Genomic DNA, 11,710 nt, shown 5'->3' with positions numbered 1-11,710 from the left:
ATGCTGGCCTATATCATCCGCCGCTTGCTGCTGATCATTCCGACCCTGTTCGGCATCCTGGTGATCAACTTCATCATCATCCAGGCCGCGCCAGGCGGCCCGGTCGAGCAGATGATCGCCAAGCTCGAGGGCTTCGAGGGCGCCACCAGCCGCATCGCCGGTGGCGGCGCCGAAGTCTCGGTGGCCGGCTCCAACTACCGCGGTGCCCAGGGCCTCGACCCGCAGCTGATCAAGGAAATCGAGAAGATGTACGGTTTCGACAAGTCGGCGCCGGAACGCTTCTGGATCATGCTGAAGAACTACGCGCAGCTGGACTTCGGCTCCAGCTTCTTTCGCGACGCCCAGGTCATCGACCTGATCATCGAGAAGATGCCGGTCTCCATATCACTGGGCCTGTGGAGCACCCTGATCATGTACCTGGTCTCCATCCCGCTGGGGATCGCCAAGGCTACCCGGCACGGCAGTGCCTTCGACATCTGGACCAGTTCGGCGATCATCATCGGCTACGCCATTCCCGCCTTCCTCTTCGCCATTCTGCTGATCGTGCTGTTCGCCGGCGGCAGCTACTGGGACTGGTTCCCGTTGCGCGGCCTGACCTCCAACGACTTCGAGTCGCTCAGCCTCGGCGGCAAGATCCTCGACTACCTCTGGCACCTGGTGCTGCCGGTCACGGCACTGGTCATCGGCAACTTCGCCACCCTGACGCTGCTGACCAAGAACAGCTTCCTCGACGAGATCAACAAGCAGTACGTGATCACCGCCCGCGCCAAGGGGCTGACCAACCACCGCGTCCTCTATGGTCACGTCTTCCGCAACGCCATGCTGCTGATCATCGCCGGCTTCCCGGCGGCCTTCATCGGCATCTTCTTCACCGGTTCCCTGTTGATCGAAGTGATCTTCTCCCTCGACGGTCTCGGCCTGATGAGCTTCGAGGCGGCGATCAACCGCGACTATCCGGTGGTCTTCGGCACCCTGTTCATCTTCACCCTGCTGGGGCTGATCGTGAAACTGATCGGTGACATCACCTACACCCTGGTCGACCCCCGTATCGACTTCGAAAGCCGGGAGTGTTGAGCATGAAACTGTCCCCGCTCAATCGCCGCCGTCTCGACCGTTTCAAGGCCCACAAGCGTGGCTGGTGGTCGCTCTGGCTGTTCCTCATCCTGTTCGGCCTGAGCCTCGGCGCCGAACTGATCGCCAACGACAAGCCGCTGGCCGTGCGCTACGACGGCGAGTGGTACTTCCCCGTGCTCAAGCGCTACCCGGAGACCGTGTTCGGTGGCGAATTCCCGCTGCAGGCCAACTACAAGAGCCCGTACATCCAGGACCTGATCGCGGAGAAGGATGGCTGGATGCTCTGGCCGCCGATCCCGTTCAGCTATTCGAGCATCAACTACGACCTGGAAGTCCCGGCCCCGGCGCCGCCCTCGGCGCAGAACTGGCTCGGCACCGACGACCAGGGGCGCGACGTGCTGGCGCGGGTCATCTACGGCTTCCGCATCTCGGTGCTGTTCGCCCTGACCCTGACCCTGGCCAGTTCGGTGATCGGCGTCATAGCCGGCGCCCTCCAGGGCTTCTATGGCGGCTGGGTCGACCTGCTCGGCCAGCGCTTCCTGGAAATCTGGTCCGGACTCCCCGTGCTCTATCTGCTGATCATCCTGGCCAGCTTCGTGCAGCCGAACTTCTGGTGGCTGCTGGGCATCATGCTGCTGTTCTCCTGGATGAGCCTGGTCGACGTGGTGCGCGCCGAGTTCCTCCGTGGGCGCAACCTGGAATACGTGCGCGCCGCACGCGCGCTGGGCATGGGCAATGGCGCGATCATGTTCCGCCACATCCTGCCCAACGCCATGGTCTCGACCATGACCTTCATGCCCTTCATCCTCACCGGCGCGATCGGCACCCTGACCGCCCTGGACTTCCTCGGTTTCGGCCTGCCCCCGGGCGCGCCCTCGCTGGGGGAACTGGTCGCTCAGGGCAAGAGCAACCTGCAGGCGCCCTGGCTGGGCATCAGCGCCTTCGCCGTGCTGGCGCTCATGCTGAGCCTGCTGGTGTTCATCGGCGAGGCCGCCCGCGATGCTTTCGACCCGAGGAAATGACATGAGCCAGAACGAAACCCTGCTGCAAGTTCGCGACCTGGCCGTCGAGTTCGTCATGGGCGAGCAGTGCCAGCGCGTGGTCGAGGGCGTCAGCTTCGACATTCACAAAGGCGAGACCCTCGCCCTGGTTGGCGAAAGCGGCTCGGGCAAGTCGGTCACCGCGCATTCCATCCTGCGCCTGCTGCCCTACCCCCTCGCCCGCCACCCGTCCGGCAGCATCGAGTACGCCGGTGAAGACCTGCTCAAACTCGGCGAGGGTCGCCTGCGTGGCATTCGCGGCAACCGTATCGCCATGGTCTTCCAGGAGCCGATGACCTCGCTCAACCCGCTGCACAGCATCGAGAAACAGATCAACGAGGTGCTGGCCCTGCACAAGGGCCTGCGCGGCAAGGCCGCCAGTGCGCGCACGCTGGAGCTGCTGGAGCTGGTCGGCATTCCCGAGCCGAAGAAACGCCTGAAGGCCTACCCCCACGAGCTGTCCGGCGGCCAACGCCAGCGCGTGATGATCGCCATGGCCCTGGCCAACGAGCCGCAACTGCTGATCGCCGACGAACCGACCACCGCGCTGGACGTCACGGTGCAGCTGAAAATCCTCGAGCTGCTCAAGGATCTGCAGGCCCGCCTGGGCATGTCGCTGCTGCTGATCAGCCACGATCTCAACCTGGTGCGCAGAATTGCGCATCGCGTATGTGTCATGCAGCGCGGTCGCATCGTCGAACAGGCGTCGTGTGAAGAATTGTTCCAGGCTCCGCAGCATCCCTATACCAGGGAACTGCTCGGTGCCGAGCCCAGCGGCGAACCTGCGGCCAACCCCGTGGGCCAGCCGCTGCTGGAAGTGGACGACCTGCGCGTGTGGTTCCCGATCAAGAAGGGCCTACTGCGTCGGACGGTGGATCATGTCAAAGCGGTGGACGGCATCAACTTCAGCCTGCCCCAGGGCCAGACCCTGGGCATCGTCGGCGAGAGTGGCTCCGGCAAATCCACCCTGGGCATGGCCATTCTGCGGCTGCTCGCCAGCCAAGGTGACATCCGCTTCCAGGGCCAGCATCTGCAGGGCCTTAGCCAGCAGCAGGTACGTCCGCTGCGCCGGCAGATGCAGGTGGTGTTTCAGGACCCCTTCGGCAGCCTGAGCCCACGCATGTCGGTGAGCCAGATCGTCGGTGAGGGTCTGCGCATTCACGGTATGGGCAACGAGGCGGAACAGGAACAAGCCATCATCGACGCGCTTTTGGAGGTAGGGCTGGACCCGCAGACGCGGCATCGCTACCCCCACGAGTTTTCTGGCGGACAACGGCAGCGGATTGCCATTGCCCGAGCACTGGTGTTGAAACCGGCGCTGATCCTGCTCGACGAGCCCACTTCGGCGCTCGACCGCACGGTACAGCGTCAGGTGGTGGAGTTGTTGCGCGGCTTGCAGGCCAAGTACAACCTGACCTATCTGTTTATCAGCCATGATCTGGCGGTAGTCAGAGCGCTGAGCCATCAGCTGATGGTGGTCAAGCAGGGCCAGGTAGTCGAACAGGGGTCTGCCGAGTCGATCTTCAGTGCACCGCAGCACCCTTATACGCAGCAGTTGCTGGAAGCCGCTTTCATGGCCCCGGCAACGGCTCACTGATCCTTGAAACAGGAAGAGGAATAGCACAATGGGTTTTCTAACCGGTAAGCGCGTACTCATCGTTGGCGTAGCCAGCAAACTGTCCATCGCCTCGGGTATCGCCGCCGCCATGCACCGCGAAGGTGCCGAGCTGGCTTTCACCTACCAGAACGAAAAGCTCAAGGGTCGCGTCGAAGATTTCGCTGCCGGCTGGGGCTCCAGTGCCGACCTGTGCTTCCCTTGCGATGTGGCCAGCGACGAGGAAATCGCCGCGGTATTCGAAGCGCTGAGCAAGAAATGGGATGGCCTGGACTGCATCGTCCACTCCGTCGGTTTCGCTCCGGGTGACCAGCTGAACGGCGACTTCACCGACGTCACCACCCGTGAAGGCTTCAAGATCGCCCACGACATCAGCGCCTACAGCTTCGTCGCCCTGGCCAAGGCCGGTCGCGAGATGATGAAAGGCCGCAATGGCAGCCTGCTCACCCTCTCCTACCTGGGTGCCGAGCGCACCATGCCCAACTACAACGTCATGGGCATGGCCAAGGCCAGCCTGGAAGCCGGCGTTCGCTACCTCGCCGGCAGCCTCGGCCCGGAAGGCACCCGCGTCAACGCCATCTCCGCCGGCCCGATCCGCACCCTGGCCGCCAGCGGCATCGCCAGCTTCCGCAAGATGCTGGCTGCCAACGAGAAGCAGACCCCGCTGCGCCGCAACGTCACCATCGAGGAAGTCGGCAACGCCGGCGCGTTCCTCTGCTCCGACCTGGCTTCGGGCATCAGCGGTGAAATCATGTACGTCGACGGCGGCTTCAACACCACCGCCATGGGCGCCATGGAAGACTGATCCGCGCCGCTCCCGGCAGAGCAGTTGCCGGGAGCGTCTCGCTGTCATCCCCGGATGGCAGGCAATAAAAAACCCGCACGCCGTGCGGGTTTTTTATTGCCTGTTCCAGCACCTCGCCAGAGGCACTGGAGGAGCGACTCAGAAGCGCTCGATATCGGCTTCGGCGGCCAGCTGCTTGCGCAGTGCAGCGAAGTCCTGCTGGCCTTCGCGCGACGCCAGGAAGTTGCGGTACATGGCCAGTTGCTCGGCCGCCAGCGCTTCTTCCGGCACGTTGACGCCGTCCAGGCGCAACAGCACGTAGTCACCCGTGTTCAGGGTCACACCGGCAAAGGTCGGCTCGCCCGCCTTGCTCGGCTTGGCCATGCGGAACAATGCCTGCAGTACCTTGGGCTCCACGCCGTCCTGGCTGCGGGTAGCCGCTTCCTGGACCTGCCAGCCGGCATCCTGGGCCTCGCCGGCCTGGGCTGCGGCCAGGCGCTTCTCACCCTCGGCCTTGGCTGCCGCGCTTGCGCGCTCCTGCAGCAGATGACCGCGAATGCTCTCGGCAACCTGCTCCAGCGGCAACTGCTCAGGCTGGTTGTGCTCCTTGACGCGAACGACGACGACGGTGCTCGGGTCCAGCTCGATGGTCGAGCTGTTGGCGCCATCCTCGAGAACCTCGGGGCTGAATGCCGCCTGCAGCACCTGACGATTGGCCGTGATGCCGGTAGCGCCGCCTTCGCGACCAACGGGCTCGCTGACCTTGACCTCGAGACCGAGATCCTGAGCCGGCTGCGCCAGATCCGACGCCTCGAACGCCGCATCTTCCAGTTGCTTGGTCGCCTCGACGAAACGCTGCTCGACCTGCTGCGCCTTGAAGTCACGCGCCAGCTTGTCCTTGAGGCTGTCGAAGCTCGGCACCTCAGGCGACTGGACACCCAGCAGCTTGATCAGGTGCCAGCCGAACGCGCTCTTCACCGGCGCGGAGACCTGCCCCTGCTGCAGTGCGTAAAGCGCCTCTTCGAAGGCCGGATCGTAGACGCCAGGGCCGGCATAGCCCAGATCACCGCCGTCGGCGGCCGAACCCGGGTCCTGGGAGAACTCCTTGGCCAGTGCCGCGAAGTCTTCGCCAGCGTCGATGCGCGCCTTGATTTCCTCGGCCTTGGCACGGGCCGCCTCGTCATCACCCTCGATGAGGATGTGCGCGGCATGGCGTTGCTCGGCGAGGTTGGCGATCTCGCTCTCGTACGCCGGCTTGAGGTCCTCGTCGCTCACTTCGATCTGATCGAAGAAGCTGTCCTTCTTCAGCTCGACGTACTCCAGCACCACCTGTTCAGGGCTCATGAACTCGCTGGCGTGCTCGTCGTAGTAAGCCTTGACATCGCCGTCGCTGAGCTCGACCGCAGCGGTGTCGGCCTTGATGGTCAGGCTGGCGAAATCACGCGTCTGACGCTCGAGATTGGCGAAGGCAAGCGCCTGCTGCTCGGTGACGAAGCTGCTGGCACCGATGCCTGCGCGCAGCTGCCCGATCAGCATTTCCTCTTCCAGCATCTGGCGGAACTGCAGGCGGGTGTAGCCCATCTGGCGAATCACCTGGTCGAAACGCGCCGCGTCGAAGCGGCCTTCGGCCTGAAACTCCGGCGTCTGCAGGATGACCTGGTCGAGCGCGGGCTGCGAGAAGGCGAAACCGGCGTCGCCAGCGGCCTGCAGCAGCAGCTTGCGGTCGATCAGACCTTTGAGCGAAGACTCGCGCAGCAGCTTGTCGTCGAGCAGCGAGGCATCGAAATCACGCCCCAGTTGCTGCAGCAGCTGACGACGCTGCATCTCAACGGCCTGGTTCAGCTCGTTGAGGGTAATGGTGTCACCGTTCACGTCCGCAGCGTTGTTGCGATTGCTGGTCCCCGTGACGATGGCTTCGAAACCGGTAAAGGCCATCAGCATGACGATGAGGCCGATGATGGTTTTGGCAATCCAACCGCGTGAATTGTCCCTGATGTTTTGCAGCATGCTTCCCCCAGAACGACTGTACAGAGCCACCAGCCGCGCAGTGTGGGTAATGTCCAGATAGAAGAAAGGCGCATCCTTGGATGCGCCTTCTCGTAACGCGTTAAGCGGTCAGTGCAGAAGAGTCGAAACCACCTGCTCTGCCTCCTAACAGCCGCTGGGCATGGCCCTGACGGCGAGGCAAACCCGGAAGACGCTTAGTTGACGGCGTCTTTCAGAGCCTTGCCAGCTTTGAAGCCTGGGATCTTGGCGGCGGCGATGCTGATCGGCTTGCCGGTCTGCGGGTTGCGGCCAGTGCGAGCAGCACGCTCTTTGACAGCGAAGGTGCCGAAGCCAACCAGGACAACGGAGTCACCAGCCTTCAGGGCGCCAGTGACGGATTCAATCACTGCATCCAGCGCGCGGCCAGCAACAGCTTTCGGGATATCAGCAGATGCAGCGATGGCATCGATCAGTTCCGACTTGTTCACTCTAAGTCCCCTTATTTCTGTTGAGTTTGTTTCTTGATTTTTAGTGTAAGCAAAGCGGGTGCTGGATGGCCTGCCGACACAATAAAAGCCGCTTTATAGCAAGGGCTGAAAAATTGTGTCAAGAAAGCCCCCCGGCTAATGCGTGCTGATTCGCTCCTTGGAATCAGACTCGCGCTTGTCATCCGTTGCAACCATCTCGGGAGCCGCATCAGGCAAGGGCTCCGGGGCGTATTGCAGCGCAATTTGCAGGACCTCGTCAATCCATTTAACCGGTTTAATCTGCAGGTCTTGCTTAATATTTTCCGGAATTTCTTTCAGGTCACGCACATTTTCTTCCGGAATGATCACCGTCTTGATCCCACCACGGTGAGCGGCCAGAAGTTTTTCCTTGAGCCCGCCAATCGCCAGCACCTGACCACGCAGGGTGATTTCCCCCGTCATGGCGACGTCCGCGCGCACCGGAATCTGCGTCAGCGCCGACACCAGCGCCGTGCACAGGCCGATGCCTGCACTCGGGCCGTCCTTGGGCGTCGCACCTTCCGGCATATGGATGTGAACGTCGCGCTTCTCGTTGAAATCGCTGGGAATTCCGAGGCTTCTGGCGCGACTGCGGACCACCGTCATGGCAGCCGTCATGGACTCCGCCATGACATCGCCGAGGGAACCGGTCTTGATCAGATTGCCCTTGCCCGGCACCACCGCCGTCTCGATGGTGAGCAGCTCGCCCCCCACCTGAGTCCAGGCCAGACCGGTCACCTGACCGATCTGATCCTGCTGTTCGGCAAGGCCATAGCGATGCTTGCGCACGCCCAGGAAGTGCTCCAGCGACTCCGCCGTCACCGTGACCTGGAAGCGCTTCTCGCGCATGTGCTCCTTCACCGCCTTGCGGCACACCTTGGCAATCTGCCGTTCCAGGCTGCGCACACCCGCCTCGCGGGTGTAGTAACGAATGATGTCGCGAATCGCCGCCTCGTCGAATGCCAGCTCGCCCTTCTTCAGGCCGTTGGCCTGGATCTGCTTGGGCGCCAGGTACTTGATGGCGATGTTGACCTTCTCGTCCTCGGTGTAACCCGGCAGGCGGATGATTTCCATCCGGTCCAGCAGCGGGCCGGGGATGTTCATCGAGTTGGCCGTACAGAGGAACATCACGTCCGACAGGTCGTAGTCGACCTCCAGATAGTGATCGTTGAAATTGTGGTTCTGCTCGGGATCGAGGACTTCGAGCAGCGCCGAGGCGGGATCGCCGCGCATGTCCTGGCCCATCTTGTCGATCTCGTCGAGCAGGAACAGCGGGTTGCGCACGCCGACCTTGGTCAGCTTCTGGATCAGGCGCCCAGGCATCGAACCGATGTAGGTGCGGCGATGGCCGCGGATCTCGGCCTCGTCACGCACGCCACCCAGTGCCATGCGCACGAACTTGCGGTTGGTCGCGGTAGCGATGGACTCGGCCAGCGAGGTCTTGCCCACGCCAGGCGGCCCCACCAGGCACAGCACCGGCCCCTTGAGCTTCTTCACCCGTTTCTGCACGGCGAGGTACTCGAGAATGCGTTCCTTGACCTCTTCGAGGCCATAGTGGTCGGCATCGAGGATGCTCTCGGCACGGGCCAGATCGAGGCGCACCTTGCTTTCGGCCTTCCACGGCACGTTCACCAGCCAGTCGATATAGGAGCGCACCACGGTGGCTTCGGCGGACATCGGCGACATCTGCTTGAGCTTGTTCAGCTCCGCATTGGCCTTGGTCAGCGCCTCCTTGGACAGGCCCGCGTTGTCGATGCGCTTGCGCAGTTCATCGAGCTCGTTGTGCCCCTCGTCAATGTCGCCCAGCTCTTTCTGAATGGCCTTCATCTGCTCATTCAGGTAGTACTCGCGCTGGCTGCGCTCCATCTGCTTCTTGACGCGACCACGGATGCGCTTCTCGACCTGCAGCAGGTCGATCTCGGCATCCAGCAGGGCCAGCACGTGCTCGACACGCGCGGACAGGGAGGTGATTTCGAGGATTTCCTGCTTCTGCTCGATCTTCAGCGCCATGTGCGCGGCCATGGTGTCGACCAGGCGACTGGGCTCATCGATGCTGTTGAGCGACGAAAGCACCTCGGCGGGCACCTTCTTGCCCAGCTGCACGTACTGTTCGAACTGGCTCAGCAGGCTGCGCGTGAAGACTTCGGACTCGCGCTCGGCGGTTTCGCCCTCTTCGATCAGCAGCACCTCGGCACGGCAGTGCTCGTCCACTTCGAGGACACGCTCGATGGAGCCGCGCTGCTCGCCCTCGACCAGCACCTTGACGGTGCCATCGGGCAACTTGAGCAGCTGCAGCACGGTGGCGACGGTGCCAACGCGATAGAGGTCCTGATCATCCGGATCATCGACCGCCGGGTTCTTCTGGGCCACCAGCAAAATCTGCTTGTCACCCGTCATCGCGGCCTCGAGGGCCTCGATGGATTTCTCACGCCCGACGAAAAGCGGGATGACCATGTGCGGATAGACCACAACATCGCGCAACGGCAGGAGAGGCAATTCGATGGTTGTCTTCATGATTTCGGCTCAGCGGCGGCCATAAGGCCGTAAACAGGCGGGATTACCCTTGGCTTTTAAGATGGGGGCAGTGCCCGTAAAAAACAAGCGCAATGTCCAGAAAAGCGAAGGGGCCCTGGGGGCCCCTTGCGTGCATCGTGTGACAGGCGTTACGCGTCTGGCGCGGCCTTTGCAGGCGGCTCGCTGTTCTCGTAGATCAGCAGCGGCTTGGAAGATCCGTCGATGACGCTCTCGTCGATCACCACCTTGCTCACGTCCTGCTGGGACGGGATTTCATACATGGTGTCGAGCAGAATGCCTTCCAGGATCGAACGCAGGCCACGTGCGCCGGTCTTGCGCTCCAGGGCCTTCTGCGCCACGGATTTCAGCGCATCCGGACGGAACTCCAGGTCCACGCCTTCCATCTCGAAGAGCTTGCCGTACTGCTTGGTCAGCGCGTTCTTCGGCTCGGTCAGGATCTGCACCAGGGCCGCCTCGTCCAGCTCCTCGAGGGTCGCGATGACCGGCAGACGACCGACGAACTCGGGAATCAGGCCGAACTTGACCAGATCGTCCGGCTCGACCTCACGCAGCGACTCGCCGATCTTCTTGCCTTCCTGCTTGCTGCGCACCTCGGCACCGAAGCCGATACCGCCTTTGGTGGAGCGGGCCTGAATCACCTTCTCCAGGCCAGCGAAGGCACCGCCGCAGATGAACAGGATGTTGCGCGTGTCGACCTGCAGGAACTCCTGCTGCGGGTGCTTGCGACCGCCCTGCGGCGGCACCGAAGCCACGGTCCCCTCGATCAGCTTGAGCAGGGCCTGCTGCACGCCCTCGCCCGATACGTCACGAGTGATCGACGGGTTGTCGGACTTGCGCGAAATCTTGTCGATTTCGTCGATGTAGACGATGCCCATCTGGGCCTTCTCGACATCGTAATCGCACTTCTGCAGCAGCTTCTGGATGATGTTCTCGACATCCTCGCCCACGTAACCGGCCTCGGTCAGCGTGGTCGCATCGGCGATGGTGAACGGTACATTGAGCAGGCGCGCCAAGGTTTCCGCCAGCAGCGTCTTGCCCGAACCGGTCGGACCGATCAGCAGGATGTTGCTCTTGCCCAGCTCGACATCGTCTTTCTTGTCGCGCTGATTGAGACGCTTGTAGTGGTTGTACACCGCTACCGACAGCACCTTCTTCGCACGCTCCTGACCAATCACATACTGATCGAGGATGCTGCTGATTTCCTTGGGTGCCGGGAGTTTGTGCGCGCTGCTCTCGGCCTGGGCTTCCTGCACCTCCTCACGGATGATGTCATTGCACAGGTCGACGCATTCGTCGCAGATGAAGACGGAAGGACCGGCGATCAACTTGCGCACTTCGTGCTGGCTCTTGCCGCAGAAGGAGCAATAAAGCAGTTTGCCGCTGTCCTCACCGTTACGGGTATCAGTCATTCGATCAATCCAATACGGTAGGCTTGAAACACAAGATGAAGGCAAATGCGGGCATTTTCAAGGGCACGAATCGTCCCCGTGCAGAATGCCCGCAGCCGGTGCCTCATCTACACCGGCATTTGACGCTTCTCATGCACCGCATCGACCAGGCCGTACTCGACGGCGCGCGACGCGCTCATGAAGTTGTCGCGGTTGGTATCACGCTCGATGGTTTCCAGGCTCTGGCCCGTGTGATGCGCCAGCAACTCGTTCAGGCGCTCACGGATGAAGAGAATCTCCTTGGCGTGGATCTCGATATCCGAGGCCTGGCCCTGGAAGCCGCCCAGCGGCTGGTGGATCATCACGCGCGAGTTCGGCAGGCAGAAACGCTTGCCCTTGGCGCCACCGGCCAGCAGGAAAGCGCCCATGCTGCAGGCCTGACCGATGCAGGTGGTGGACACGTCCGCCTTGATGAACTGCATGGTGTCGTAGATGGCCATACCGGCCGTCACCGAACCACCCGGCGAGTTGATGTACAGGTGAATGTCCTTGTCCGGGTTCTCTGCTTCCAGGAACAGCAACTGGGCGCAGATCAGGTTGGCCATGTAGTCCTCGACCTGGCCCACCAGGAAGATCACACGCTCCTTGAGCAGGCGCGAGTAGATGTCATAGGCACGCTCGCCACGAGCGGACTGCTCGATGACCATCGGCACCAGGCCGCCAGCGGCCTGGATTTCAGGCATGTTTTGCATAAAAGGATTGTGGGACATGTCTTGCGCTCA

At 62.4% G+C, this 11,710-nt stretch carries 9 protein-coding genes; 4 read left to right on the top strand and 5 right to left on the bottom strand.

Features of this window, described 5'->3' with window-relative positions; genetic code table 11:
• From EWH21_RS11440 to fabI, 4 genes are read left to right on the top strand one after another with little or no spacing between them, the layout of a single operon-like run.
• Positions 1–1,074, top strand: a complete 1,074-nt coding sequence (locus EWH21_RS11440; RefSeq protein ID WP_037052957.1) for a microcin C ABC transporter permease YejB — start codon at positions 1–3, stop codon at positions 1,072–1,074.
• 2 nt (positions 1,075–1,076) lie between these two features.
• Positions 1,077–2,096 (top strand): ABC transporter permease, encoded by a 1,020-nt coding sequence (locus tag EWH21_RS11435; protein ID WP_037052959.1) that lies wholly within the window; start codon positions 1,077–1,079, stop codon positions 2,094–2,096.
• A gap of 1 nt (position 2,097) precedes the next feature.
• Positions 2,098–3,711, top strand: a complete 1,614-nt coding sequence (locus EWH21_RS11430) for an ABC transporter ATP-binding protein (RefSeq protein WP_037052961.1) — start codon at positions 2,098–2,100, stop codon at positions 3,709–3,711.
• Positions 3,712–3,739: 28 nt separating this feature from the next.
• Complete coding sequence (fabI, locus tag EWH21_RS11425) at positions 3,740–4,534, top strand: enoyl-ACP reductase FabI (protein WP_003461408.1); 795 nt, start codon at positions 3,740–3,742, stop codon at positions 4,532–4,534.
• A gap of 138 nt (positions 4,535–4,672) precedes the next feature.
• Here the strand turns inward: fabI and EWH21_RS11420 are convergent, their stop codons facing one another.
• From EWH21_RS11420 to clpP, 5 genes are all read right to left on the bottom strand, one after another.
• A complete protein-coding gene (locus tag EWH21_RS11420; RefSeq protein ID WP_277700536.1) occupies positions 4,673–6,520 on the bottom strand; it encodes a SurA N-terminal domain-containing protein in 1,848 nt (615 codons plus the stop codon).
• Positions 6,521–6,714: 194 nt separating this feature from the next.
• On the bottom strand, positions 6,715–6,987 hold the full coding sequence (gene hupB / locus EWH21_RS11415) for a nucleoid-associated protein HU-beta (protein ID WP_003239952.1): 273 nt from the start codon (positions 6,985–6,987) through the stop codon (positions 6,715–6,717).
• A gap of 135 nt (positions 6,988–7,122) precedes the next feature.
• Complete coding sequence (lon, locus tag EWH21_RS11410) at positions 7,123–9,519, bottom strand: endopeptidase La (protein WP_152488584.1); 2,397 nt, start codon at positions 9,517–9,519, stop codon at positions 7,123–7,125.
• 149 nt (positions 9,520–9,668) lie between these two features.
• Positions 9,669–10,949 (bottom strand): ATP-dependent Clp protease ATP-binding subunit ClpX, encoded by a 1,281-nt coding sequence (gene clpX / locus EWH21_RS11405; protein WP_152488583.1) that lies wholly within the window; start codon positions 10,947–10,949, stop codon positions 9,669–9,671.
• Positions 10,950–11,056: 107 nt separating this feature from the next.
• Entirely contained in the window at positions 11,057–11,698 is a 642-nt protein-coding gene (gene clpP / locus EWH21_RS11400; RefSeq protein ID WP_277700535.1) for an ATP-dependent Clp endopeptidase proteolytic subunit ClpP, read from the bottom strand.
• Positions 11,699–11,710: the final 12 nt, after the last annotated feature.

Origin of the sequence: Pseudomonas sp. REST10, from assembly GCF_029542605.1 — a bacterium.
In the GTDB taxonomy this organism is placed as follows: Bacteria; Pseudomonadota; Gammaproteobacteria; order Pseudomonadales; family Pseudomonadaceae; genus Aquipseudomonas; species Aquipseudomonas khazarica.
This window is presented reverse-complemented; position numbering and strand designations above follow the sequence as displayed.

Coding starts and splice junctions, on each gene's coding strand:
- EWH21_RS11435 (WP_037052959.1), top strand. CDS start 1,077: ATGAAACTGTCCCCGCTCAATCGCCGCCGTCTCGACCGTTTCAAGGCC.
- EWH21_RS11440 (WP_037052957.1), top strand. CDS start 1: ATGCTGGCCTATATCATCCGCCGCTTGCTGCTGATCATTCCGACCCTG.
- clpP (WP_277700535.1), bottom strand. CDS start 11,698: ATGTCCCACAATCCTTTTATGCAAAACATGCCTGAAATCCAGGCCGCT.
- fabI (WP_003461408.1), top strand. CDS start 3,740: ATGGGTTTTCTAACCGGTAAGCGCGTACTCATCGTTGGCGTAGCCAGC.
- lon (WP_152488584.1), bottom strand. CDS start 9,519: ATGAAGACAACCATCGAATTGCCTCTCCTGCCGTTGCGCGATGTTGTG.
- EWH21_RS11420 (WP_277700536.1), bottom strand. CDS start 6,520: ATGCTGCAAAACATCAGGGACAATTCACGCGGTTGGATTGCCAAAACC.
- EWH21_RS11430 (WP_037052961.1), top strand. CDS start 2,098: ATGAGCCAGAACGAAACCCTGCTGCAAGTTCGCGACCTGGCCGTCGAG.
- clpX (WP_152488583.1), bottom strand. CDS start 10,949: ATGACTGATACCCGTAACGGTGAGGACAGCGGCAAACTGCTTTATTGC.